The organism is Stutzerimonas kunmingensis, assembly GCF_014764705.1.
Classification (GTDB): Bacteria; Pseudomonadota; Gammaproteobacteria; order Pseudomonadales; family Pseudomonadaceae; genus Stutzerimonas.
The window spans coordinates 71,099-93,875 of the sequence record NZ_JACXXG010000013.1; the positions used below are offsets into that span (position 1 = coordinate 71,099).

At 56.3% G+C, this 22,777-nt stretch carries 25 protein-coding genes and 3 tRNA genes; 16 read left to right on the top strand and 12 right to left on the bottom strand.

Annotated elements, in window-relative coordinates; genetic code table 11:
- The first annotated feature begins 195 nt into the window (after positions 1–195).
- Complete coding sequence (locus IEG05_RS12220) at positions 196–540, top strand: YggL family protein (RefSeq protein ID WP_014820690.1); 345 nt, start codon at positions 196–198, stop codon at positions 538–540.
- Here the strand turns inward: IEG05_RS12220 and IEG05_RS12225 are convergent.
- The 6 genes from IEG05_RS12225 to IEG05_RS12250 form a co-directional block, all read right to left on the bottom strand.
- Positions 524–1,618, bottom strand: a complete 1,095-nt coding sequence (locus IEG05_RS12225; protein ID WP_023445186.1) for an FUSC family protein — start codon at positions 1,616–1,618, stop codon at positions 524–526. The two genes, IEG05_RS12220 and IEG05_RS12225, sit on opposite strands and share 17 nt — an antisense overlap.
- Before the next feature lie 5 nt (positions 1,619–1,623).
- Complete coding sequence (locus IEG05_RS12230; RefSeq protein WP_023445187.1) at positions 1,624–2,955, bottom strand: deoxyguanosinetriphosphate triphosphohydrolase; 1,332 nt, start codon at positions 2,953–2,955, stop codon at positions 1,624–1,626.
- Between the two features lie 164 nt (positions 2,956–3,119).
- Positions 3,120–3,440, bottom strand: coding sequence for a hypothetical protein (locus IEG05_RS12235; RefSeq protein ID WP_023445188.1), 321 nt, complete (start codon positions 3,438–3,440; stop codon positions 3,120–3,122).
- Positions 3,437–3,817 carry a phage holin family protein gene (locus IEG05_RS12240; RefSeq protein WP_003298343.1) on the bottom strand — a complete coding sequence of 127 codons (381 nt, stop codon included), beginning with the start codon at positions 3,815–3,817 and terminating at the stop codon, positions 3,437–3,439. The genes IEG05_RS12235 and IEG05_RS12240 overlap by 4 nt, the downstream gene beginning before the upstream one ends.
- Before the next feature lie 14 nt (positions 3,818–3,831).
- Positions 3,832–4,233 carry an ElaB/YgaM/YqjD family protein gene (locus tag IEG05_RS12245; protein ID WP_003298345.1) on the bottom strand — a complete coding sequence of 134 codons (402 nt, stop codon included), beginning with the start codon at positions 4,231–4,233 and terminating at the stop codon, positions 3,832–3,834.
- Between the two features lie 201 nt (positions 4,234–4,434).
- The gene (locus IEG05_RS12250) at positions 4,435–5,694 is read right to left on the bottom strand and encodes an OprD family porin (protein WP_191122119.1); all 1,260 of its coding nucleotides are present in this window, start codon (positions 5,692–5,694) and stop codon (positions 4,435–4,437) included.
- Between the two features lie 381 nt (positions 5,695–6,075).
- On the opposite strand from IEG05_RS12250, the gene IEG05_RS12255 reads away from it, so the two are divergent.
- Positions 6,076–6,312: a glutaredoxin family protein gene (locus IEG05_RS12255; protein WP_003298348.1), complete on the top strand. Its 237-nt coding sequence runs from the start codon at positions 6,076–6,078 to the stop codon at positions 6,310–6,312.
- 104 nt (positions 6,313–6,416) lie between these two features.
- On the opposite strand, the gene IEG05_RS12260 is transcribed toward IEG05_RS12255, so the two are convergent.
- The 3 genes from IEG05_RS12260 to mobA form a co-directional block, all read right to left on the bottom strand.
- A tRNA-Pro gene (locus IEG05_RS12260) sits at positions 6,417–6,493 on the bottom strand.
- Between the two features lie 154 nt (positions 6,494–6,647).
- Positions 6,648–6,869 carry a YgdI/YgdR family lipoprotein gene (locus IEG05_RS12265; RefSeq protein ID WP_003298350.1) on the bottom strand — a complete coding sequence of 74 codons (222 nt, stop codon included), beginning with the start codon at positions 6,867–6,869 and terminating at the stop codon, positions 6,648–6,650.
- Between the two features lie 45 nt (positions 6,870–6,914).
- Positions 6,915–7,520, bottom strand: coding sequence for a molybdenum cofactor guanylyltransferase MobA (gene mobA, locus IEG05_RS12270; RefSeq protein WP_003298351.1), 606 nt, complete (start codon positions 7,518–7,520; stop codon positions 6,915–6,917).
- Positions 7,521–7,751: 231 nt separating this feature from the next.
- On the opposite strand from mobA, the gene IEG05_RS12275 reads away from it, so the two are divergent.
- Positions 7,752–8,783: an acyltransferase family protein gene (locus IEG05_RS12275; protein WP_003298353.1), complete on the top strand. Its 1,032-nt coding sequence runs from the start codon at positions 7,752–7,754 to the stop codon at positions 8,781–8,783.
- A 74-nt stretch (positions 8,784–8,857) separates the two neighbouring features.
- Here the strand turns inward: IEG05_RS12275 and IEG05_RS12280 are convergent, their stop codons facing one another.
- Entirely contained in the window at positions 8,858–9,175 is a 318-nt protein-coding gene (locus tag IEG05_RS12280; RefSeq protein WP_191122120.1) for an I78 family peptidase inhibitor, read from the bottom strand.
- Positions 9,176–9,359: 184 nt separating this feature from the next.
- Here IEG05_RS12280 and IEG05_RS12285 point away from each other — a divergent pair, with 184 nt between their 5' ends.
- Together IEG05_RS12285 and IEG05_RS12290 are read left to right on the top strand one after the other, a co-directional pair.
- Positions 9,360–9,761: a PA2779 family protein gene (locus IEG05_RS12285; RefSeq protein WP_003298355.1), complete on the top strand. Its 402-nt coding sequence runs from the start codon at positions 9,360–9,362 to the stop codon at positions 9,759–9,761.
- Positions 9,758–10,711 (top strand): PA2778 family cysteine peptidase, encoded by a 954-nt coding sequence (locus IEG05_RS12290; RefSeq protein WP_003298357.1) that lies wholly within the window; start codon positions 9,758–9,760, stop codon positions 10,709–10,711. Before IEG05_RS12285 ends, IEG05_RS12290 begins: the two co-directional genes overlap by 4 nt.
- A 6-nt stretch (positions 10,712–10,717) precedes the next feature.
- Here the strand turns inward: IEG05_RS12290 and IEG05_RS12295 are convergent, their stop codons facing one another.
- Positions 10,718–12,001 (bottom strand): NAD(P)/FAD-dependent oxidoreductase, encoded by a 1,284-nt coding sequence (locus IEG05_RS12295; protein WP_191122121.1) that lies wholly within the window; start codon positions 11,999–12,001, stop codon positions 10,718–10,720.
- Positions 12,002–12,169: 168 nt separating this feature from the next.
- Between IEG05_RS12295 and IEG05_RS12300 the strand changes: the two genes are divergently transcribed.
- From IEG05_RS12300 to IEG05_RS23635, 11 genes are all read left to right on the top strand, one after another.
- Positions 12,170–12,246, top strand: a tRNA-Val gene (locus tag IEG05_RS12300).
- Between the two features lie 227 nt (positions 12,247–12,473).
- Positions 12,474–14,396: a threonine--tRNA ligase gene (gene thrS, locus IEG05_RS12305; protein WP_191122122.1), complete on the top strand. Its 1,923-nt coding sequence runs from the start codon at positions 12,474–12,476 to the stop codon at positions 14,394–14,396.
- The gene (infC, locus tag IEG05_RS12310; protein ID WP_172602761.1) at positions 14,396–14,947 is read left to right on the top strand and encodes a translation initiation factor IF-3; all 552 of its coding nucleotides are present in this window, start codon (positions 14,396–14,398) and stop codon (positions 14,945–14,947) included. The genes thrS and infC overlap by 1 nt, the downstream gene beginning before the upstream one ends.
- A gap of 62 nt (positions 14,948–15,009) precedes the next feature.
- The gene (gene rpmI / locus IEG05_RS12315; protein WP_003289526.1) at positions 15,010–15,204 is read left to right on the top strand and encodes a 50S ribosomal protein L35; all 195 of its coding nucleotides are present in this window, start codon (positions 15,010–15,012) and stop codon (positions 15,202–15,204) included.
- A 27-nt stretch (positions 15,205–15,231) separates the two neighbouring features.
- Positions 15,232–15,588: a 50S ribosomal protein L20 gene (gene rplT / locus IEG05_RS12320; protein WP_191122123.1), complete on the top strand. Its 357-nt coding sequence runs from the start codon at positions 15,232–15,234 to the stop codon at positions 15,586–15,588.
- A gap of 172 nt (positions 15,589–15,760) precedes the next feature.
- The gene (gene pheS / locus IEG05_RS12325) at positions 15,761–16,777 is read left to right on the top strand and encodes a phenylalanine--tRNA ligase subunit alpha (protein WP_046619577.1); all 1,017 of its coding nucleotides are present in this window, start codon (positions 15,761–15,763) and stop codon (positions 16,775–16,777) included.
- A 36-nt stretch (positions 16,778–16,813) separates the two neighbouring features.
- Positions 16,814–19,192, top strand: a complete 2,379-nt coding sequence (pheT, locus tag IEG05_RS12330) for a phenylalanine--tRNA ligase subunit beta (RefSeq protein WP_125896435.1) — start codon at positions 16,814–16,816, stop codon at positions 19,190–19,192.
- 3 nt (positions 19,193–19,195) lie between these two features.
- Positions 19,196–19,498: an integration host factor subunit alpha gene (gene ihfA, locus IEG05_RS12335; protein ID WP_003282572.1), complete on the top strand. Its 303-nt coding sequence runs from the start codon at positions 19,196–19,198 to the stop codon at positions 19,496–19,498.
- On the top strand, positions 19,479–19,835 hold the full coding sequence (locus IEG05_RS12340) for a MerR family transcriptional regulator (RefSeq protein WP_003298372.1): 357 nt from the start codon (positions 19,479–19,481) through the stop codon (positions 19,833–19,835). The genes ihfA and IEG05_RS12340 overlap by 20 nt, the downstream gene beginning before the upstream one ends.
- Positions 19,836–19,920: 85 nt before the next feature.
- Positions 19,921–19,997: transfer RNA gene (locus tag IEG05_RS12345), tRNA-Pro, on the top strand.
- Between the two features lie 2,271 nt (positions 19,998–22,268).
- The gene (locus IEG05_RS23635) at positions 22,269–22,523 is read left to right on the top strand and encodes a DUF4113 domain-containing protein (protein ID WP_224742807.1); all 255 of its coding nucleotides are present in this window, start codon (positions 22,269–22,271) and stop codon (positions 22,521–22,523) included.
- Here the strand turns inward: IEG05_RS23635 and IEG05_RS12355 are convergent.
- Positions 22,417–22,737: a hypothetical protein gene (locus tag IEG05_RS12355; protein ID WP_191122139.1), complete on the bottom strand. Its 321-nt coding sequence runs from the start codon at positions 22,735–22,737 to the stop codon at positions 22,417–22,419. The two genes, IEG05_RS23635 and IEG05_RS12355, sit on opposite strands and share 107 nt — an antisense overlap.
- Between the last annotated feature and the right edge of the window lie 40 nt (positions 22,738–22,777).

Consider the following 22,777-nt stretch of genomic DNA (forward strand, 5'->3'; position numbering starts at 1 on the left):
ATGCGGGCCATTATGCCCGTGCTGTAGAGGCGTCGTGCCTCTATCCGATAAGCGTAGCTGCGGTACACAGGTTACTGCAAAGACAGATGCGCACCAGGCTGCGATGAGCTCAACCGCTGCTGTCGGTCATCGCCTTGGCGCGGGGTTGCTGTTAGAGTGCGCGCCGTCATCAAGTAGAAAAAGGATCGCCCCCAAATGGCTACCAATCGTTCGCGTCGCCTGCGTAAGAAACTCTGTGTCGATGAGTTCCAGGAGCTCGGCTTCGAGGTCAATCTCACCTACCGCGAAGGTATCGAAAGCAAGGCTGTGGACGACTTCCTCGAAGCTTTTATCAGCGAAGCGATGGAAGCCAATGAACTCGGCTATATCGGTGGTGAAGACTACGGTTTTGTCTGCCTTGGCCGCCGTGGCTCGGTCAGCGAAGAGCAGCGTGCAAAGGTCGACGCCTGGTTGAAAGGCCGCAGCGAGCTGGCTGAGTACAGTGTCAGCCCGCTGATGGACGTGTGGTATCCGGAAAACCCGATCAGGGCTGAGAAGTAGTCTCTTCGTCTGATCGTTGCGATGCTGCCCGCTGGGCCTTCCTGCGCGAACGCCTGGCCAGCAGCATCTGCAACACGTGCATCAGTGTTGCGATGAATAGCGCCACACCTACACCAATGGCAGCATTGATGAGCCGTATCTGCGGCAGGTTCCAGTCCTGGGCCAGCGTCTCTGCCAGCAGCAGGAACAGCAGCGTGGTCTGCAGGACGAATAGCCCGTAGTGATTCGCCTGAAACGCTCTGCCCAGCACGATAAGCGGCAGCAGGATCATCACCATCAGAGGCGGGTCAGCCAGGCCGTGGCCGATGTAGATCAGTATGGTCGCGGCCGCCAATATTCCAAGGCTGGCCTGTAGCGCCCGCACCAGACTCCGCTCCAAATCCATCTGCAGCGTGGTGAACACCGCCAGCGTCAGCCAGTAGCCTCTGGGCAGTTCAGCCATATTCACGATCACCCCGCCCAATGCTCCGGCCAGGATGTAGGTCAGGGCGTGCACACGCCATTGCCGGATCGGCGTTCGGCGAGCATGCCTGCGCAGCACCCGCAGGATGCTCATCAGCCGCGGCATATATGGCCACATGCGCAGCCCATGCATCCCCCGCAGGCCGAAGGCGAGCAAGGTAACCCAGAGTCCCCCGAGCGCGAAAAGAAAGGCTATCGCGTACGGGTTGTTGAACTCACCGATGCCGTGCTGCCCTTGGCCAAGGCAGAGGCAGATGGCCAGACCGATACCGAGCTTTCCCGCTTCGCTGCCGTAGCGCTGCAACCAAGCCAGCAGCAGGCCGTAGAAGGCGAACAGGCCGAGACTGATCAGTGGATGAGTCGCCGACCAGAAGCCCAGTCCGGCACTCCCGGCGCCCAGCGCGATGAGTAACAGCATGCGCAGCATGCCGAAGCGATGAAGTGGGTTGGCCTTGGCCGCCTGAAAGGCGCCGACCGTTGCCCAGAGGAAGCCGGGATGGCCACTGAACAGCCCCAGCAGCAACGGCAAGGCGCAACCAAAGCCGGCCACCATGGCAGCGCCCCAGGCGGGGTGCACGGGGTGCCAGTGGATGCTTTGCCGCAGCAGGCGCTTCATGTGGGTCAAACCGGGCTGGAGCGGCCGGTCATCTCGCCGGCCATCTCCGTGGCGTAGCTATCGGTCATGCCTGCGATGAAGTCGATCATGCGCAGGAACGACTGATAGAGCGGTAGCTCGGGCGAGGGCGCGCTGCGTCCGAGCAGGTCGAGGATCCGCTGATTCTTGAACGAGGGGGTACCGCCGCGATGTTGTTCCAGTGCTGCGCCGCAAAATGCATTGAGCAGTATTTCCAGCGTGGTATAGGCGCCTATCTCGTGCAGGGTTTTGCGCTTGTCCTGAAAAATCTTCTGCCGCGCCATCGCCTTTGCCTGCAATACGCACTCTTTGGCCGGCCCATGCATATGTTCGACCAGGTCACCGTGCAACTCGCCACGAAGCAGGTTGCTCTGCTGCTCGACGAAGGCACCAGCGGCCGCATTGGTCAGGTGTTCGATCGCCTTGCCGCGCAGAATGGCCAGTTTGCGCCGCCTTGAATCCCTCGGGCCCAGCTGACGATAGGTTTCCGGAATGTCATCGCCCACCAGAGCCAGTAACAGCGCTTCGACTTCCGAATATTCCAGCAGCTCCATCTCGAGGCCGTCTTCCAGGTCGATCAGGCCGTAACAGATGTCGTCTGCTGCCTCCATGAGGTAGACCAGAGGATGGCGGGCCCAGCGTTGCTCTGCGACGTTGGGCAGGTTCAGCTTCTGTGCAATTTGCTCGAGCAGCGGTTGCTCATTCTGATAGCACCCGAACTTGTGCTTCTTGTACCCCAGCGCCTCTGCATGGCGTGAAGTCCAGGGGTACTTGAGATACGTGCCGAGGGTGGCGTAGGTCAGTCGCGTTCCACCGTCGAACTGGTGGTATTCGAGTTGCGTAAGCACTCGAAATCCCTGTGCGTTGCCTTCGAAGTTGAGAAAGTCCGCGCGTTGCGCGTCGCTCATATCGTCGAGCCATCCGCGCCCTGCGGCCTGCTGGAACCAGCAGCGAATAGCATCCTCGCCGGAGTGGCCAAAGGGCGGATTGCCAATGTCGTGGGCCAAGCAGGCCGACTGGACGATCATGCCAAGGTCGGCCGGGCTGCACCATTCTGGCATGTCATCGCGCAATACTTCACCGACACGCATACCGAGTGAGCGGCCTACGCAGCTCACCTCCAGCGAGTGGGTGAGGCGGGTATGGATGTGATCGTTGCTGGAAACTGGATGAACCTGAGTCTTGCGCCCGAGCCGGCGAAAGGCGCCCGAAAAAATGATCCGATCATGATCCTTGTGAAAAGGGCTGCGGCCCAACTCGTCGCTACTGTGGGCGGATTTGCCGAGTCGTTCGCGGGTAAGCAGTGTGTGCCAGTCCAAGGACCATCTCCGTATTGCCATTAGCGGGCTGGTGCAAAGCTACCACAACTGCCGAATCGCTGATCGGTGCTGGCGTATTAGAAGGATAACCAGTTCAGAGGCGTGGCAGGCTACCCGCGGTTGGCCGCGGGTACAGTGTTATTCAGCCAGGGTAGGCGGCTGGGCTAGTGCAGCTTTTCCCGCAGCTTTTGCTGACCCTTGATTAGCGGATATAGCGTCAGCGCCACGCGAGCCAGCTTTCCCATTTTCCCCATCCTGCGTCCGAACAGCGCGAGTACGACCGTCGCAGCGATCATCATCGGTCCCTTGCCTGAACTGTGTTCGCTGGATGTTCGACGCGAACTTACGAAACTCTTCATCTGCTGCAGTGGATGTGAAAGGGGTTGCGCGTGGTAGAGCATCTGTTGACGGTGCATTTCCATGCGCAGTCGCACCAGATCCTTGCGCATGCTCAGATCATTCGATGTGCTCAACGGTTGGCTCATGGCAGTAATCGCTCCCGGTTGCGCTCCAGTTCTTCAAGCGTGGCCTGGAACGGTGCGGCACATTGTTTGGCGAGCGAAGCGGCCCGGCTCACGCAGATGATCATCACCACTGCGTAGATCGCGCATAGCGTAAGAATCGCCGCGATGCGATGAGTTTCCCAGAAGGCTATGACGATAGCCGCGGAAAGCCCAACCAGGATCAGCAGGCCGAGAATCAGGCTGACACCGGCCAGGAGAAATAGCCGAAAGGTTCGGGCTTTCTCTTCCTGGACCTCAATGCCTACAAGTTCCAGGTGCCCCTGGAGCAGGCCGACGAATGCGCCGCCCAGCTTCTTAAGCGATGGCTTGGGGGCTTCGGTGCCGGGCTTCGCTTCCATTGCTGGCTCTCCCATCAGCGGCGTGAAATCAGACCGAGCAGAAAGCCGACCCCGGCAGCGATGCCGATCGATTGCCAGGGATGGGTGTGTACATATTCCTCGGTGCACTGGATGGCAGCCTGACCCTGCTCGCGCATCGAGCCTTCCCGCTCCTTGAGCATTTCACGAGCCTTGGCAATGTTTGCGTTGATCTTGCTGCGCAGCTCTTCGGTTTGGCCGCCGGCGGTTTCCTGAGTGTGCTTGAGCAGCCGCTCAGTGTCGCCGATCAGAGTATGAAACTCTTCAATCAGTGCGTTCTGCGCAGCTTGCAGGTTGCGACGATGGGCAGATGTATCGATCAGGGGGCGGGTGCTCCCAGCGGGACCTTCGGGAATCGGGGTGTTATCGCTGGTGCCGAAAGTGGACTCGGTAGACATGCGCAGCTCCTCTTGATTCTTCGGGGCAAAAGGCCCCGTTGCCTCAAGTTTCGAGCATTGCGCCTCATCAAAGGTTCCCCGCTTCGTTGAGCGGTGTAGACAGCTTTCAATCGCTTGGTTCTGGCAATAGCGGCAAGGAACAAAAAAGAAAACCCGCCGAAGCGGGTTTCCTGTCTACAGCAGCGAGTGCAGTAGCCGCTATTACATCAGCGGGATGGTGTAGCTGACGATCAGACGGTTCTCATTAGCATCGCTGTTGTTGGTGCTGCGATATGTAACGTTACGCCATTTAACACCGAGATTCTTCAAGGCGCCTTCTTGGAATACGTAGCTGATATCGGTGCCGCGCTCCCACTCTTTACCACCGTTGGAGCCGTCAGTTCTATCGAAGCCATCACCGCTGACGTAGCGGGTCATCAGGCTCAGGCCGGGAATGCCGATGGCGGCAAAGTTGAAGTCGTAGCGGGCCTGCCATGATTTTTCATCAGCTTTGGCAAAGTCCGGACCAGTCATTACATAGTTCACCAGATAAGGATCGGACCAGCCGCCGACGAAGGCGAAGCCGGTATCACCATTCATTTCCTGATAGCCCAAGCCAAAGCTATGGCCGCTGACCGAGTAGGTGACCATTGCGCCCAAGGCCTTGTTGTCGACATTAGAAGAACCATCGTCTGTCGAGCGGGCATAGCGCAGATCGGTTTTCAGCGACTGCTTCTCACCAAGCGGTAGAACATGAATCAGATTGAAAGAGTGCTGCTTGTAAGCTTCTTCAAGATTGCTGTAGTAATAGGCACCGGTAAGGTTGTCCATCAACTTGTAAGTAGCACCAGCAAAAATGAAATCATCAATGCTACCGCCGCCTAATGAAGCACCGTTCAGAAGTGCTGTCAGGTCATCATAGTTCGAGTCGTTACGCTGGTTAACTTCCGTTATGTAACCCGCATCTAATGTCAATCCTTCAACTTCATTGGAGACGATCTGTCCGCCTTTGAAGGTTTGTGGGAGCAGGCGAGAGTCACTGCGGTGAAGAGCCATGTTCTTTGGCTCAAGCGTGCCAACTTTCAGAATTGTCTTGGAGATTTTTACTTTGGCAGTTAGGCCAAGCTGGGAATAATCATCGGGTGCAGACCCATCATTATCGACCGGCAGTAAGTTTGTTCCGGTGCGGTCAGGGCTGGAGTCGAGTTTTACCCCCAACAGACCCAGAGCATCGACGCCGAAGCCGACAGTGCCTTCGGTGAATCCTGACTCAACTCGTAGCAGGAAGCCCTGAGCCCACTCTTCTGCCTTGTTTTTTGCAGTACTAGCGTCATCGCGGAAATCACGGTTCATGTAGAAGTTACGCAGCTCCAGGCCAGCCTTTGTATCTTCGATAAAAGCAGCTTGAGCCATGGAAGGAATGGCTAGGGTTGCTCCCAGAGTGGCCAGGGCCACGCCCCGGGCGATTGGGGTCTTGAGCATTTCTTGTTCTCCTCGTTGGATGATGCTCTGAAGGTCGCTCTTGCGGCGATATGCAATAAAACATTTCATCATTGTTTCAGCCTTTAGACCTTAGTCTTTAGGGCTGGGGCGTCAAGGTCAGGAGTGGTTTGTTCGATAGTCTCGTTAGGCTACAAAACGTCTTACCACTTCCGGCCCGCCGGATTATTGTTCTGGTGGGCAGCCGAATCCTAACGGTTTGATGGCCACTAGTCGAATGCCGAAGTCAAACTCTTGTTTGAGTGAGGGTGGTGTCTCGTTTTTTGACCTGCACCGAACGTGGTGGGCCAGCCGACTGCCAATTGCTCGGTAATCAACCTGCTAGAATCAGTCGCTCGACAAATCCTTCGACGGGCCGCCGTGATGCTTCCTGAATGCCAGCTGTTTGGAACCCTGGGCTGTCACCTGTGTGAGCAGGCTGAAGCGGTCGTGATGCCGCTGGTGGAGCACGGGCTGCTGGTGGAGCTGCTGGACGTGGCGGACAGGGTGGAATGGGTCGAGGATTACGGCCTGCGTATTCCCGTACTGCGTCGGGTGGATACGGGGGCGGAGTTGGATTGGCCGTTTGAAGTTGAGCAGGTTGTCCGCTTTCTTGAATGATTGAAGAGCGGCAAAATGTCGCCAGGCCAAAACAGAAAAACCGGCTGCAAGAGCCGGTTTTAGATACATCAGATAGCACGCCAAAAAGCGCTGATATCGGGAAATGGTCGGAGCGACTGGATTCGAACCAGCGACCTTCTCGTCCCGAACGAGACGCGCTACCAAGCTGCGCTACGCTCCGAAGATGGCGCGCATTCTACAGAAAAAGTTTTGCTGCACAAGGTGTTAGGAGGGTTTTTTTGGGGGGGCGACCAGCCTTTTGCGAGCTGCTAGCGGAACAATCGACCTTCGCGGCAGATAACCTAGGATCTATCTTGTGCGAAGGTCGACCTGGCTCAGAGTTCTCGTACGGTGCGAACCTGATCCTTGTTCACTTTGCCTGGCTTGCCATCGATTTGCTCATATTCGTAGAAGCCCGACTCGTCATCGAAATCGGGATGGTCCAGAGTTTGAATTTCACGACCATCGTTGAGCGTGATCACGCTGGGGTTCGCGCAGCCGGCAAGGACGGTAAAGCCCAGCGCGAGTAGCAGGGCGGGGATGATGCGTGGTTGCATGACGCTGTTCCTTCTGCGGGTTCGATACCCATGGGACGAAACCCGCTAGGACGAAGTTCCCCTCGAGCCAGTGATCTTGAGCAGCTCCGGTGTATTCAGGTTGGCGAGGCGGGGGTCGCCCCGGTGTACCTCAAGCGCGCGGGCGCCAAGATGAAGAAGTGCACGCAAAGGGCTGCGTTCTCCAGATTGCCAGCAAGCGTCAACTTCGGCCTGTCGGCCGGTGGGAATTATGCTGAACAGGGGCTCCCACTGGCCTTCGCAGCTCAGCATGACTGGCCTGTCTGGCTCTTCGAGCGCGGTCTGGTAGAGCGACTGCAGCAAGGGGCGATCAATCAACGGGGTGTCGCACGGCAGTACGAGCATCCAGGCGTTGCGAGCAACTGCAAGACCGCTGCGTATTCCTGCAAGGGGGCCGGGGAATCCCTGCTCTTCATCGCTAATCAATCGATCGGCATAGGCCGAGTAGCGGGCTCGATTGCGGTTGCAGGACAGCAGGAGGTCGTCTGTCAATGGCTGAACGGTCTCATGCAACCATGCAATCAACGGGCGTCCCTGCCATTCGACCAGTCCTTTGTCCTGTCCTCCCATACGTTGCCCACGGCCACCCGCCAGAAGCAGGATGGAGCAGGAAGGCAGTAGCGGGTCGGGCATATCATCGCTCCAGAAAAGATTGCATATAGCGCTCGGGCGGGCGGTCGGGCAGCGTGCGCACGGGAGGTGTGGAGGCCAGGCGCTCGGGTTATTGGAATCTGTGTCGCGCTTCGGCGACCCGGGAGTGCTTCAGCTAAACCAACGAAAAATCCTGTTGTCTATCTCCTCCATCCACTTTCTCTGGAAGAGGGTGCCGCCTGCTCATTGGCTGAATACAAGGAGAACAATCAAATGCAAGAGAGAAACGTTTGGGTTGATTATGCCAAGGCGATCGGGATCATTCTTGTTGTCTACGGGCATGTCGCGCGAGGCGTGTTCAATGCCGGGTTGCCGATGGATGAGGCGCGATTCGTGCTGGTCGACAGCATCATTTACAGCTTTCACATGCCGCTGTTCTTCTTCCTGTCGGGTTTATTCTTCTTCGATTCGTTGCAGAAGCGGGGCCGGGGCGGGTTGATCATCAACAAGGTCGACACAATCGTCTATCCCTTTATTGTCTGGTCTTTACTACAAGGTCTGTTCGAAGTCGTCCTGTCGAATTACACGAACGGTCAGGTCACCTTGGTTGAGGTGTTCTCGTTGCTCTGGATGCCGCGAGCGCAGTTCTGGTTCCTGTACGCTCTGTTTCTGGTGTTCGTGGTTTGTGCGTTTCTTTATGCGAGGGCAGATCGGCGCTATTTCTTGCCATTCGTGGTCCTGTTTGGCTTGCTGTATGTCTTCCAGCAGGATCTGACGGTAAACAACATGACCCGCTTTATCTTGGGCAACACCGTCTTCTTCGCATTGGGCGTCTGGTTCAACGAGGTCAAGGCGTTCTTCCTCGCGCGTTACACACAGCTGACATTATTTTTCGGTGCGCTGTTCATCCTGGGGCAGTACCTGTTTCATGTGACCTTCGGTCTGAACTATGCCGATGGCGGCATGGCGGTACTCGCGCTTGCAACCATATCCATCTTTTTCATGATCGCGTTGTCGATGTGGCTAGGTCAGTTTCGCGTGGATTGGTTTCTGTTCATCGGCGTTTCGTCGATGACGATCTACCTGATGCATGTTCTGGCCGGTAGCGGGGTGCGGGTAATACTCAGCAAATTCCTCGGTATTGATTCAATCACAGCGCATCTGATTATCGGAACGCTGATCGGTACGGCGGCTCCGTTGTTGGCGCAAGTCGTGATCAATCGCTACAAACTGTACTTCTTGCTCACCCCGCCCAAGCAGATTTCGGCATCTCAGTTCCATATGCGCAAGGCTGTTGCCCACTAGCGCGGCCCTGTCATGCATCGACGCAGATGCCGCTCAGCAGGCCATGCTTGCTGAGCGGTATCGCGCATGCGGTATTAGCCGCAGCCGATGCGCTCTATGGCCATATCCTTGTCGGTATAGATATTCAGTCTCTGTGAGTTGTATTCCAGCGTGACGATATCGTCTGGCCGCAGGACCCGCGCGGTGATTGCCCCGGATTGCTCCCTTGCGCGTTCAAGTATTTCTGGCGTGACGGTTTGGCCGGTCAAGCTTGCCACGGCATCGGCGTTGCACCGTCCGACTGACTCAGTCGGGCTGCTGTTTGACGGTGCTGTAGAAGTCGTTTGACAGCCTGTCAGTACAAATGCGGCCGAGGCTATGGCAATTGGTAGGGCTCGTTTGATGCGCTGCACAGCGTCTCCTTTTTCGTCTGGTTTGTCGGAGCGCAACTACTATCAAAGATACGGGCATGCCGATAGGCCTCCATGCCAGTTGGAAAAAACAGCTGTGGATGGGAACCGAAGCGGCGTTGGCTCGTCTTAATGGCTGATGGCGCTTTGCAATCCCCTGGCTGCAAGAAAAATAAGGAGTTCCGCTATGTTCAATTCCCCTCTACTCAAGCGTGTCGCTACGGTGCTGGCTGCTCTGCACTTGCTTCTGGTAGCTCAAGTTCCGCTGGCACAAGCTGCGATGATCGGCACGCCTGAGGTTGTTGCTGAACATCAGCAGCAGGTCGATCGGCAACAGTTGCTGACGATGCTGGATGATCAGGATGTGCAAAAGAAGCTGGAAGCGATGGGCGTCGAACGTGATCAGGTTGAAAAGCGCATCAACGGCCTGACGGCAGCGGAACTGGCCCAGTTCAATCAGCAACTTGATCAGGCCCCCGCAGGGGCAGGCGTTGTCGGCGTGATCGTGCTGTTCCTGGTGATCTTCATCATCACGGACATGCTCTGTGCCACTAACATTTTCAACTTCGTCAACTGCATCAACCGTTGAGTCAGCGGCTGCTCATATTGCTCCTGATCGGCCTGCTCGGGGGTTGCGCACGAACGACAGTTACGCTTGTCGATCATGCACAGCTCCCGGCGCGAGCCGAGTTGGTGGACGTTCCGTTCTACCCGCAGGAAGACTACCAATGCGGACCCGCTGCGTTGGCAACGATGCTCGTGCAGCGTGACATCGAGGTAACGCCGGAAGCGCTTGTAGAGCAGGTCTACATTCCCAAGCGCAAAGGCAGCTTACAGGTGGAGATGGTTGCTGCCGCCCGTTCTGCTGGGCTTCTTGTATATCCGCTGCGGCCTAGTCTCAGTGATCTTCTTGCCGAAGTTGCGGCGGGCAATCCGGTTCTGGTTCTACAGAATCTCGCTTTCGATCGTTGGCCTCAATGGCATTTTGCCGTGGTGGTGGGCTATGACTTTGCAGATCAGGAAATTGTGCTTAGGTCTGGCACTACCAAGCGTTTGGTGGTGAGTTTTCACGAGTTCGAGCGCTCGTGGCGCAAGGCGGAGCGCTGGGCCGTACTTACTTTGCAGCCACAGCGGATACCACCAACTGCGCAAGAAACTGTCTGGCTTCGCAGTGCCAGCGATCTGGAAGAGGTTGGGCAACTGCGCGCGGCTCGGGCGGCGTACGAAGCCGGCGCGAAGCGTTGGAACTCGGCGCTCACGCAGTTTGCTTTGGCGAACAGTCAGTATGCGGCTGGAGAAAAGGCTGCGGCTGAGGAATCGTTACGGCTCAGTGTTCGTCTCGACCCGGGCTTCGCCATTGGTTGGTTCAATCTATCGCAGGTAATGGCTGAGAACGGTTGTGACGTGGGTGCTCGCCACGCACAGGCCTGTGCCCTGCGAATGGATCCGGATGATGATCGGCTCAGGGCGCCGCTGCCGGCCCTGGAGGGCAAGCGAGCGGCGCAATGCTTGCCGAGCCCGCCATGCGTGTCCAAGTGATTTCGGTCAGAAGCCAAGCCTGTCGCGCAGGTTGTAGTACATCGCTCCGAGAGCGCTGAGCGGTACCTGAAAACGCTGTCCTCCAGGGAAAGGGTAATGAGGCAGGCTGGCGAGCGCATCAAAGCGCTCTGCCTGGCCGCTCAGGGCCTCGGCGATCACCTTTCCAGCAACATGTGTATAGGTGACGCCATGGCCGCTACAACCCTGCGAGTAGTAGATGTTGCTGCCCAGCCGCCCCACCTGGGGCAGCCGTGAAAGCGTCAGCAGGAAATTGCCTGTCCAGGCAAAGTCGATCTTCACTTTTTCCAGCTGCGGAAAGGTCTTCAGCATCTTGGGTCGTATGATCGATTCGATGTCGGCGGGATCACGTGCGCCATACACTACGCCGCCCCCGTAGATGAGCCGTTTATCCGCTGAGAGCCGATAGTAATCAAGCAGATAATTGCAGTCTTCTACGCAATAGTCCTGAGGCAGAAGGCTGTTCGCGAGTTCATCATCAAGTGGCTCCGTCGCGACCACTTGTGTGCCGCAAGGCATGGATTTGGCGGCGAGCTCGGGAATCAAATTGCCAAGATAGGCGTTGCCTGCTACTACGACGAATCTTGCGCGCACGGCCCCCTTTGGAGTGTGCACCAGCGGTGCGTCGCCATATTCGATGCGAAGCGCGGGGGATTGCTCGAAGATGCTGCCTCCCAGTGATTCAACAGCTTCTGCTTCTCCGAGTGCCAGATTGAGAGGGTGAATATGGCCGCCTTGCTTGTCGAGCATACCTCCGGCATAGCTCTCGCTAGCGACCACTCGCTGTATGCCTTGTTTATCCAGTAGCTCGAGGTGCGGGTAGCCATATCTTTCCCACAGGGCCTTCTGTGCTTCGAGGTGGTGCATCTGCTTCTGATTGAAGGCGGCAAATACGCCGCCGTCTTTCAGGTCGCACTGAATGCCATAGCGTGCTACACGTTCACGGATAATTCGTCCGCCTTCGAATGCCATATCCCCGATCAACTTCGCTGCCGAGGCGCTCGCACTGCGCTCGATGCTGTCAAGGTCTCGGCTGTAGCTGTTGACGATCTGCCCGCCATTGCGCCCAGAGGCGCCGAAACCGACCTTGGCTGCTTCCAATATGATTACGCTGAAACCCTTTTCAAGAAGAAACAGGGCCGTCGACAGGCCTGTGTATCCGGCGCCGATCACGCACACGTCGGCCTGCTTGTTTTCCTGAAGTTCTTGTCGAACACCTGTCGCGTTGGCCGTCGCTGCGTAGTAAGAAGCGGGATAATTGTTGTGCGGCATCTTGGATTCTCTGTTCTGAATTTTTTACGCATCCTAGCGCTTGACCCTGTAGCTCGCCAGCGTCGCAACATAGCAAGCAGGAATTTTCAAAATTTCCAGATATCAGTGAGTTAGAAGAAAAAACCGCTTGACTCTTTTTTTCTTGGCTTTAAAATGCGCCCCCATCGAAGGCACATAGCTCAGTTGGTTAGAGCACCACCTTGACATGGTGGGGGTCGTTGGTTCGAATCCAATTGTGCCTACCAATTCGAATAAAAGGGTCGCTTACGCGGCCCTTTTTTTTGGCTTGCTTGTCAGAGGTCAGGGTTTCTGAAAGCATCGCCAGTCTTGTTTTCCTCCAGTGACTTCGGTTCGGTCGGGTGAGCCTCAGGCTCCTGCCATTGTGCGGCAGGTGTGCTCGTCGAATCGCTTTACTGGCTCATCCCAACCCATGTGGCCTTTGGTACGGGTCACCACTAGGAGAGGAGGCGCCATGCCCACCATTACTCTTCCCGATGGCAGTCAGCGTTCGTTCGATCATCCGGTTACTGTGGCCGAAGTGGCTCAGTCTATTGGTGCTGGCCTCGCCAAGGCGACCGTTGCCGGCAAGGTCGACGGCAAGCTGGTCGATGCTTGCGATCTGATTGAAAAAGATGCAGCGCTACAGATCATCACGCCGAAGGATGAGGAGGGGTTGGAGATCATTCGCCACTCCTGTGCGCACCTTATCGGGCATGCTGTGAAGCAGCTCTACCCGACCGCCCGCATGGTCATTGGGCCGGTCATTGATGAGGGCTTCTACTACGATATCGCCTACGAACGTCCTTTCACTCCCGATGACGTTGCTGCCATCGAGCAGCGTATGAAAGAGCTGATCGATCGCGACTACGACGTCATCAAGAAGGTGACGCCGCGAGCGGAGGTGATAGATGTATTTGCCTCGCGCGGCGAGGATTACAAGCTTCGTCTGGTCGAAGATATGCCCGACGAACAGGCGATGGGCTTGTATTACCACGAAGAGTACGTCGACATGTGCCGTGGTCCGCACGTGCCGAATACACGCTTTCTGAAGTCTTTCAAGCTCACCAAGCTGTCTGGTGCCTACTGGCGTGGGGATGCGAAGAATGAGCAGCTCCAGCGCATCTACGGTACGGCTTGGGCCGACAAGAAGCAGCTGGCTGCTTATATCCAGCGTATCGAGGAAGCTGAAAAGCGCGACCACCGCAAGATCGGCAAGCGTCTGGATCTGTTTCATACCCAGGAAGAGGCGCCTGGGATGGTGTTCTGGCATCCCAATGGTTGGACGCTGTATCAGGTGCTAGAGCAGTACATGCGGCAGGTTCAGCGCGAAAACGGTTACCTGGAGATCAGGACGCCGCAGGTGGTTGATCGCGTGCTCTGGGAGAAATCCGGGCATTGGGCGAACTACGCCGAAAACATGTTCACGACTGAGTCGGAAAGTCGTGATTACGCGATCAAGCCGATGAACTGCCCCTGCCATGTGCAGGTTTACAATCAGGGCTTGAAGAGCTATCGCGAGCTGCCCCTGCGGCTAGCCGAATTTGGCGCTTGCCACCGTAATGAACCGTCTGGTGCGCTGCACGGCATCATGCGAGTACGAGGCTTTACTCAGGACGATGCGCACATCTTCTGCACCGAAGAGCAGATGCAGGCTGAGTCGGCGGCGTTCATCAAGCTGACGCAAGCGGTGTATGCCGATTTCGGTTTTTCGGATATCGAGCTGAAGCTGTCGACCCGTCCCGAGAAGCGTGTCGGCTCCGATGAGCTCTGGGATAAGGCTGAAGCGGCGCTGGCGGCGGCGCTGGAAAGTGCTGGGCTGCCGTACGACCTGCAGCCGGGCGAGGGGGCTTTTTATGGCCCCAAGATCGAGTTCTCATTGCGCGATTGTCTGGGCCGTGTATGGCAGTGCGGTACCCTGCAGCTGGACTTCAATCTTCCGGTGCGGCTGGGCGCAGAGTATGTCAGCGAGAATAATGATCGGCAGCACCCGGTCATGCTGCATCGAGCCATCCTCGGTTCGTTCGAGCGTTTCATTGGTATTCTGATCGAGCATTACGAGGGCGCTTTCCCGGCCTGGCTTGCGCCGACGCAGGCGGTGATCATGAATATCACCGACAAGCAGGCCGCTTTTGCCGCTGAAGTCGAAAAAACGCTCGTCCAAAGCGGGTTTCGTGCCAAGTGCGACTTGAGAAACGAAAAGATCGGCTTTAAAATCCGCGAGCATACTTTGCTCAAGACTCCTTATCTCTTGGTTATCGGGGATCGGGAGGTTGAGACACGATCCGTTGCTGTGCGCACCCGTGATGGCGTCGATCTGGGCTCTATGCCCCTCGAGCAGTTCGCGCAGATGTTGACACAGGCGGTTTCCCGGCGTGGTCGCCAAGAATTGGAGTAATGACTATTAAGCGTGAAATGAGACAGGATAAACGAGCTGCACCCAAGGCCCCGATCAACGAGAATATCTCGGCTCGTGAGGTCCGTTTGATTGGTGCTGACGGCGAGCAGATTGGCATCGTCTCGATTGATGAAGCGCTGCAAGTAGCTGAAGAAGCCAAGCTGGATCTGGTTGAAATTTCCGCCGATGCAAATCCTCCGGTCTGTCGGATCATGGATTACGGCAAGCATCTGTTTGAGAAGAAAAAGCAGGTTGCTGCGGCGAAGAAAAACCAGAAGCAGATTCAGGTTAAAGAAGTAAAGTTTCGTCCAGGGACGGAAGAAGGGGACTACCAGGTCAAGCTACGCAACCTGGTGCGTTTCCTGAGTGACGGGGACAGGGCCAAGGTATCTTTGCGATTCCGTGGCCGTGAGATGGCCCATCAGGAGCTGGGGATGGAGCTGTTGAAGCGGGTCGAAAACGATCTCGCTGAATATGGCTCGGTCGAACAGCATCCGAAGATGGAAGGACGCCAGCTGATCATGGTCATCGCTCCCAAGAAGAAAAAGTAACCCCCAGGGCACTGGCAGGCCTTGCGGTTATTTGTAATCACCCACAATGTGGAGTACCGAACATGCCAAAGATGAAGACTAAAAGTGGTGCTGCGAAGCGCTTCAAGAAGACTGCTAACGGCTTCAAGCACAAGCACGCTTTCAAGAGCCACATCCTGACCAAGATGTCCACCAAGCGTAAGCGTCAGCTGCGCGGTTGCTCGCAAGTGCACCCGTCCGACGTTGCAAAAGTGGAGCGCATGCTGCGCGTTCGTTGATCCGGTCAAGACTCAGAGGAATAACTCATGGCTCGTGTTAAGCGTGGCGTCGTTGCCCGTCGCCGTCACAAGAAAATTCTGAAACTCGCCAAAGGCTACTACGGAGCGCGTTCGCGTGTATTCCGCGTCGCCAAGCAGGCGGTAATCAAGGCTGGCCAGTACGCCTACCGCGACCGCCGTCAGCGCAAGCGTCAGTTCCGCGCTCTGTGGATCGCTCGTATCAATGCTGGTGCTCGTGTTAACGGTCTGTCTTACAGTCGTCTGATCGCCGGTCTGAAAAGGGCGGCCATCGAGATCGATCGCAAGGTTCTGGCCGATCTGGCAGTGAACGAAAAAGCGGCGTTTGCTGCGATTGTCGAGAAAGCCAAAGCTTCTCTGGCTTAAGCCCCGACAATCCGGACTCTCGGGTTCGTTGCAACGTCATCAATAGGGGAAGAGCCTTGTGCTCTTCCCCTATTTCGTATCTGGAAGGGGCTTTTGCAAAAATGCGTATGGCGGCGACCAATAAGGGCGTTTGACCGGCGCGGTTCTGCAAGAACCTCTGGAGGTTGTGTACATGGAAAATTTGGATGCACTGGTCTCCCAAGCGCTAGAGGCTGTGCAACAAAGCGAGGATATCGGTGCTCTCGAGCAGGTACGCGTTCAGTACTTGGGAAAGAAGGGCGAACTCACTCAGCTGATGCAAACGCTGGGCAAGCTTTCTGCTGAGGAGCGTCCGCAAGCCGGTGCGCTGATCAACGCGGCCAAGAGCAGTGTTCAGGATGTGCTGAATGCTCGCAAGGCTGATCTGGAAAAGGCTGCCTTGGATGCTAAATTGGCAGCCGAGCGAATCGACGTGACACTGCCTGGACGCGGCGAGGCGTCCGGCGGACTGCACCCGGTAACTCGTACCTTGGAGCGCGTTGAGCAGTTCTTCAGCCACATTGGTTACAGCGTGGCAGAGGGTCCCGAAGTCGAAGATGATTACCACAACTTCGAGGCGCTGAATATTCCGGGGCATCACCCGGCGAGGGCGATGCACGATACCTTCTACTTCAATGCCAACATGTTGCTGCGCACGCATACCTCGCCGGTTCAGGTGCGCACCATGGAATCACGTCAACCTCCCATTCGTATCGTCTGCCCTGGCCGCGTCTATCGTTGCGATTCCGATATCACTCACTCCCCCATGTTCCATCAGGTCGAAGGGCTGCTGATCGACGAGGGCGTTAGCTTTGCCGATCTGAAAGGCACTATTGAGGAGTTCCTGCGGGTGTTCTTTGAGAAGCCGCTAGGTGTTCGCTTCCGGCCTTCCTTCTTTCCGTTCACCGAGCCCTCTGCAGAAGTCGACATGCAGTGCGTGATGTGTAGCGGCAAGGGTTGCCGAGTGTGCAAGCAGACCGGCTGGCTTGAGGTAATGGGCTGCGGCATGGTGCATCCGAATGTATTGAGGATGTCTGGAATCGATCCGGAGCGTTATTCCGGGTTCGCCTTCGGTATGGGTGTCGAGCGTCTCGCTATGCTGCGTTACGGTGTCAATGACTTGCGCCTGTTCTTCGATAACGATCTGCGGTTTCTTGCGCAATTTCGCTAGTACCGCCGCCCGTCAACGAACTATTAGGAGAACAGGATGAAATTCAGTGAACAATGGCTGCGGAGCTGGGTAAATCCGCAGGTCTCCCGCGAGGAGCTGGTCGCTCGGCTGTCCATGGTCGGGCTTGAGGTGGATGCTGTTGCCCCCGTTGCTGGCAGCTTCAGCGGTGTGGTTGTTGGTGAGGTCCTTGAGACCGTGCAGCATCCTGATGCCGACAAGCTTCGGGTCTGTCAGGTCAGCAATGGAAGTGAAACCTTTCAGGTCGTCTGCGGAGCCCCGAACGTGCGGCCTGGCCTGAAGATTCCGTTTGCAATGATCGGTGCTCAATTGCCGGGCGACTTCAAGATCAAGAAGGCCAAGCTCCGCGGTATCGAATCCAATGGCATGCTTTGCTCGGAAACCGAGCTGCAGGTGGGGAGTGACGATAGCGGACTGATGGAGCTGGCCGGCGATGCGCCGGTCGGTACTGATTTTCGTGAGTATCTCGGTCTTGACGATGCAAGTATCGAAATCGGTTTGACCCCAAACCGTGGTGACTGCCTCTCCATCGCTGGCTTGGCTCGTGAAGTTGGTGCGATTTATGGCTCACTGGTCAGTCCGGTGCAATTCGCCGTGGCGCCTTTGCATCATGACGACACACGTCCAGTCGAGGTCCTGGCTCCCAAGGCATGCCCGCGTTATCTCGGGCGTGTTGTCCGTAATGTTGATCTGTCGCGCCCGACGCCGCTTTGGATGGTTGAGCGTCTGCGCCGCTCCGATATCCGGAGCATTGATGCCATCGTCGATGTAACCAACTACGTAATGCTCGAACTGGGTCAGCCCCTGCATGCCTTCGATCTTGCCGAGATCAAAGGCGGTATTCGGGTTCGAATGGCTGAAGAGGGCGAAAAACTCGTATTGCTCGACGGTCAGGAGATCACTCTGCGTGCGGATACGCTCGTTATTGCAGACCATCAGCGCGCTCTTGCCATCGCGGGTGTCATGGGTGGAGACCACAGCGGCGTAAGCACCGCTACCCAGAATATCTTCCTCGAAAGTGCCTTTTTCGACACCATTGCGTTGGCCGGCAAAGCTCGTTCCTACGGTTTGCACACCGATGCGTCCCATCGCTACGAGCGGGGCGTCGACTCGCAGCTCGCCCGTCAGGCAATGGAGCGTGCAACGAGTCTGTTACTGGATATCGTTGGCGGCGAGGCGGGGCCGATCATTGAGGTGGTCAGCGAAGACGACTTGCCGAAAGTCGCTCCAGTAACTTTGCGCGCTGAGCGCATCAACCAGATGCTGGGGCTGGAAATGGATGGCGCCGAAGTGGTGCGCCTGCTGACATCCTTGGGCTTGGTGGTTATCGAAGAGGCTAAAGGTCGCTGGCAAGTCGGTGTTCCGAGTCACCGCTTCGATATCAGTCTTGAGGTCGATCTGATCGAAGAGCTGGGTCGGCTGTATGGTTATGACCGCTTGCCCGTGCGTTATCCGCAGGCCCGGCTTGCACCTGAGGCAAAGCCCGAGGCTCGTGCCGAGCTTCCTTTGCTTCGGCGTTTACTGGTCGCCCGCGGATATCAGGAGGCGATCACTTACAGCTTCATCGATCCCAAGCTGTTCGAGCTGTTCAGTCCTGACATGAAGCCGTTGCAGCTTGCCAACCCGATCTCCGCTGATATGGCGGCCATGCGCGCATCGCTTTGGCCGGGGCTGGTCAAGGCGCTGCAGTACAACCTCAACCGGCAGCAACCACGCGTGCGCCTGTTCGAGGCGGGGTTGCGCTTTGTTGGTCAGTTAAAAGAGCTTGAGCAGGAAAGCGTGCTGGCTGGCGTGTTAACCGGGAGCCGTCAGCCAGAGGGTTGGACGAACTCGCGCGAGGCGGTGGACTTTTACGACATCAAGGCAGATGTCGAGGCGCTGCTTGCTTTTGCCGGAAATGCTGGCGTCTATCGTTTCGTTGCGGGAGAACATCCGGCACTGCACCCGGGGCAGACCGCGCGTATCGAGCGCGACGGCCGACTGGTCGGATTCGTGGGGAGTCTCCATCCTGAGCTGGCAAGCACCCTGGGTATCGATCAGCCAGTCTATATGTTCGAGTTGAAGCTTAGCGAGATTGCCGAGGGGCGGATGCCTTCCTTCACGGAGCTGTCGCGATTCCCGGAAGTCCGGCGTGACCTTGCTGTGCTGGTCGGGCGGGAGATCGCGGCCGAAGACATCCTGAGTTGCATTCGTGATGCTGCGGGCGAGAATCTGACAGACCTCAAGCTATTTGATGTCTATCAGGGGAAAGGTATTGATCCCCTTAGCAAAAGTATGGCAGTCGGCTTGACCTGGCAGCACCCATCGCGCACTCTAAACGACGATGAGGTGAACGGTGCGATGCAGAAAATCCTCACCTCCCTGGAAGAAAGGTTCAACGCCACGTTAAGGAAATAGCGTATGGGGGCTCTGACGAAAGCTGAAATGGCGGAACGTCTATATGAAGAGCTGGGCTTGAATAAGCGCGAGGCCAAGGAGTTGGTGGAGCTGTTTTTCGAGGAGATCCGTCAGGCGCTCGAGCATAACGAGCAGGTCAAGTTGTCCGGGTTCGGCAACTTCGACCTGCGCGACAAGCGTCAGCGGCCGGGTCGCAATCCGAAGACAGGTGAGGAGATACCTATCACGGCGCGTCGCGTGGTGACGTTCCGTCCAGGGCAGAAACTCAAAGCGAGAGTCGAGGCCTATGCTGGAACCAAGTCATAACGACGAGCTTCCGTCGATCCCCGGCAAGCGCTATTTCACCATTGGTGAGGTGAGCGAGCTTTGTGCGGTCAAGCCTCACGTGCTGCGTTACTGGGAGCAGGAGTTCCCTCAGCTCAATCCGGTTAAGCGGCGCGGCAATCGGCGCTACTACCAGCGGCAGGATGTCCTGATGATTCGTCAGATTCGTGCGCTGCTGTACGATCAAGGCTTCACCATCGGTGGCGCCAGACAGCGCATGTCCGGCGACGAAGCGCGCGACGACACCACTCAGTACAAGCAGCTCATTCGGCAGATGATCTCGGAGTTGGAAGAGGTTCTTCAGGTGCTGAGAAAGTAGTCGATCTGGTATCTAAAAAACTTTCACATTTTCAGATGCTTAATGTATAGTGCGATCCGCTTTCAGCAGTGCTGTTGGCGTCAGTCGGGGCGTAGCGCAGCCTGGTAGCGCACTTGCATGGGGTGCAAGGGGTCGAGTGTTCGAATCACTCCGTCCCGACCAAAAAACCCTAAAAAATCCAGTCACTTAACGGTGACTGGATTTTTTTATGCTTGCTGTTTTCTTGGGGCGGTATTTTTTGTGCCACTTTTTGTGCCACTTTTTGTGCCACTGGTTTTTCCGGGGCGGACGGTAGGGCTAATGGCAATTTTTTCGAGTCCGACTGGCGAGGGTATTTGGCCTTTCTCCGCGATAGTCATTGCATCATGGATGCGGGAGTGCTTAATATGGATTCTGCTTGGGGTAAGCGTTAGTCCGGGGAAACCTGTACGCGACTTGGAATGTATTCCCCGCCTTGGCGGGGGTGAACGCACATCCTGAGCAATCTGGGTTTGGCGTAGTGTGTATTCCCCGCCTTGGCGGGGGTGAGCGTAGATCCTGAGCAATCTGGGTTTGACGTAGTGTGTATTCCCCGCCTTGGCGGGGGTGAACGTAAATCCTGAGCAATCTGGGTTTGACGTAGTGTGTATTCCCCGCCTTGGCGGGGGTGAACGTAAATCCTGAGCAATCTGGGTTTGACGTAGTGTGTATTCCCCGCCTTGGCGGGGGTGAACGTAAATCCTGAGCAATCTGGGTTTGACGTAGTGTGTATTCCCCGCCTTGGCGGGGGTGAACGTAAATCCTGAGCAATCTGGGTTTGGCGTAATGTGTATTCCCCGCCTTGGCGGGGGTGAACGTAAATCCTGAGCAATCTGGGTTTGACGTAGTATGTATTCCCCGCCTTGGCGGGGGTGAAAGTGAGCAGTAGATTCCTACATGCAATCACTAAGCTTCATCCGAGTGCTTCCCCAAGTGATTTACGATGAGCCCTGCCTTGTGCAGGGCTTTTTCGTTGTGCGCCAGGCATGGCGCGTAGTGCCGTGACTGGCGCTGTTCGGCTCACTGTGGTGGTGAGTCGGACGATTTGGAGGTGAAAGTCCTCTACACACCCGGCAAGGGGAAGTGTTAGCTGAAGGCAAGGGTGTCGCGGGTGACCGCGAATCTGAAGGAAGCCCGAGGCAAAATGCTGGTCTGACGTACAGGAAGCGGATAGAGGCGGCGTAGCGGGGTGAGGTAGCAACGATTGCCAAAGCCCGATACTTGCACGGAACGCTACGACGTAAATCCGACAGGCATAAGCAGGAAGGTCGCGCGAATTACCCTGGGAGATCTGTTTGGCCTGCCACGTGCTACCGGCACCGAGAGGTGGCGGGATGGGCGAACAGAAGTCAGCCGAGGCCGTAGTAGTTGCTCGGAACCGGAGCGATGAAGGGCTGAACCTGTCATGAGTGGATAGTCAGGTGTGCTCTCTGTTGGAGCGTAAAGCAGAAACGTCGTGAACAGCGGCGGTCGAGACCATCAGGAGGTAGGAGTCGGAAACTCCGAGGGCCGGTCTGGGCGCTTAGTTACCACAGGCGACACATCAACGGAACCAAGCTCGCTGACGCAGTCTGTCAGTAGGCAGGAACCGCCGTATACGGAACCGTATGTACGGTGGTGTGGGAGGACGGCGGGGGCGACCCCGCCTCCTACCCGATTTTTGCTTCCTTTTCGGTTTGTAAGAGCCTGAGGAAAGAGGAAACCGCCAGTGAGGCGTTGTCAGCTTCCTTTGCACTAGCTCCGGGTTGTCCTCTGTGTCGGACGATATCGCCGGTTTGCGCTGCCTGACATCGGCAATTTCTTGGGGTACAAAGGCATCTGCTTGCTCCGCTGCTACCTCTGCGACCGAAACTGTTTCCTCGGCTGGATCCGAAATCCGTCAAATAGAGACGTGGATTTGGCTTCTCGATGATGAGGGGGAGTAAATCACCAAGGTGCAATTCTGGTGTTGATCGTAAAGCTCGATGAATTACCGGTCTCGAATGGCTGATCGTAGCGATTGAGCTGGTCGGTCCTGCGAGGCTCACTATTTAGCTAGTATCCAGTCTGCTCTGGAGAGTGAACGGACATCATAAAGAGGTCTAGATTTTGGAGGCATCTTAAGGTGATTTTTACGTAGCAGTCTGGCTCTGTGAGGTTTGGCTCACACAATTTTGGGTCCAGGTTTGGGTCGCTCAGAACTCAGCCCAGAAGCTAGACGCTATTCAAGCTAGAAGCTCGACCCTCTACGCCAATCAGGTGGATAACCTCGTTAACGCTATGGCTGCTTTTGGGGCTCCGGCAGGAGGTGAGATAAATCTGGCGCAGGCGCAGCGTGATCAGCTGAATGTAGCTATCGCGGCAAGCTGGCAGTAGGTAGCAAGTAGCACCAAAAGGCCCGCCTAATGGCGGGCCTTTTGGTATCTGCCGTCTGTCCTGCAATGCCCTTGTGCTACACGTCGGGAAATGCGGAGCCCAAGGTACACGACCAGGTGGGATGAGGTTAGCGGGGGAGGAGACGAGGATAGGCATTGTGGCGAGAGCCTACTCCCCACCAGCATATGCGATCCAATACCTATGCGACTCACAGAGGATCTGGTTCGCTGTAATGCATGCCGTAAACATTCCCCGCTACGTCAATTGCATCATTCAACATCGGTAGGCCTGTACATGGATTTACTTCCAAGGTAGGAAAACCAAACTCTGGAGCTAGGTAGCGTAAATCGGCTGTGTTCATATCGTCAAAAAATTCTTTATCAACTTCCCAGAGTTTAGAAATCTCGCTGAGCTGCTGCTCTGAAGCGACTTGTCCATGATATAGCGAGTCGTAAATAACAATCGGCTGACCAGGGTTAGGATAGATTATCGTTTTGTATCCAAGGTTGGGTGATTCTTTGGATAGCATGGTAATAATCTTGCTGAGCAGTAGTCTGAGTTTTCTCATA

What these genes read in the sequence shown, in the direction of transcription:
- IEG05_RS12220 (WP_014820690.1), top strand. Translation starts at nt 196, where the DNA reads ATGGCTACCAATCGTTCGCGTCGCCTGCGTAAGAAACTCTGTGTCGAT.
- IEG05_RS12225 (WP_023445186.1), bottom strand. Translation starts at nt 1,618, where the DNA reads ATGAAGCGCCTGCTGCGGCAAAGCATCCACTGGCACCCCGTGCACCCC.
- IEG05_RS12235 (WP_023445188.1), bottom strand. Translation starts at nt 3,440, where the DNA reads ATGAGCCAACCGTTGAGCACATCGAATGATCTGAGCATGCGCAAGGAT.
- IEG05_RS12240 (WP_003298343.1), bottom strand. Translation starts at nt 3,817, where the DNA reads ATGGAAGCGAAGCCCGGCACCGAAGCCCCCAAGCCATCGCTTAAGAAG.
- IEG05_RS12245 (WP_003298345.1), bottom strand. Translation starts at nt 4,233, where the DNA reads ATGTCTACCGAGTCCACTTTCGGCACCAGCGATAACACCCCGATTCCC.
- IEG05_RS12250 (WP_191122119.1), bottom strand. Translation starts at nt 5,694, where the DNA reads ATGCTCAAGACCCCAATCGCCCGGGGCGTGGCCCTGGCCACTCTGGGA.
- IEG05_RS12255 (WP_003298348.1), top strand. Translation starts at nt 6,076, where the DNA reads ATGCTTCCTGAATGCCAGCTGTTTGGAACCCTGGGCTGTCACCTGTGT.
- IEG05_RS12265 (WP_003298350.1), bottom strand. Translation starts at nt 6,869, where the DNA reads ATGCAACCACGCATCATCCCCGCCCTGCTACTCGCGCTGGGCTTTACC.
- mobA (WP_003298351.1), bottom strand. Translation starts at nt 7,520, where the DNA reads ATGCCCGACCCGCTACTGCCTTCCTGCTCCATCCTGCTTCTGGCGGGT.
- IEG05_RS12275 (WP_003298353.1), top strand. Translation starts at nt 7,752, where the DNA reads ATGCAAGAGAGAAACGTTTGGGTTGATTATGCCAAGGCGATCGGGATC.
- IEG05_RS12285 (WP_003298355.1), top strand. Translation starts at nt 9,360, where the DNA reads ATGTTCAATTCCCCTCTACTCAAGCGTGTCGCTACGGTGCTGGCTGCT.
- IEG05_RS12295 (WP_191122121.1), bottom strand. Translation starts at nt 12,001, where the DNA reads ATGCCGCACAACAATTATCCCGCTTCTTACTACGCAGCGACGGCCAAC.
- thrS (WP_191122122.1), top strand. Translation starts at nt 12,474, where the DNA reads ATGCCCACCATTACTCTTCCCGATGGCAGTCAGCGTTCGTTCGATCAT.
- infC (WP_172602761.1), top strand. Translation starts at nt 14,396, where the DNA reads ATGACTATTAAGCGTGAAATGAGACAGGATAAACGAGCTGCACCCAAG.
- rpmI (WP_003289526.1), top strand. Translation starts at nt 15,010, where the DNA reads ATGCCAAAGATGAAGACTAAAAGTGGTGCTGCGAAGCGCTTCAAGAAG.
- rplT (WP_191122123.1), top strand. Translation starts at nt 15,232, where the DNA reads ATGGCTCGTGTTAAGCGTGGCGTCGTTGCCCGTCGCCGTCACAAGAAA.
- pheS (WP_046619577.1), top strand. Translation starts at nt 15,761, where the DNA reads ATGGAAAATTTGGATGCACTGGTCTCCCAAGCGCTAGAGGCTGTGCAA.
- pheT (WP_125896435.1), top strand. Translation starts at nt 16,814, where the DNA reads ATGAAATTCAGTGAACAATGGCTGCGGAGCTGGGTAAATCCGCAGGTC.
- ihfA (WP_003282572.1), top strand. Translation starts at nt 19,196, where the DNA reads ATGGGGGCTCTGACGAAAGCTGAAATGGCGGAACGTCTATATGAAGAG.
- IEG05_RS12340 (WP_003298372.1), top strand. Translation starts at nt 19,479, where the DNA reads ATGCTGGAACCAAGTCATAACGACGAGCTTCCGTCGATCCCCGGCAAG.
- IEG05_RS12355 (WP_191122139.1), bottom strand. Translation starts at nt 22,737, where the DNA reads ATGCTATCCAAAGAATCACCCAACCTTGGATACAAAACGATAATCTAT.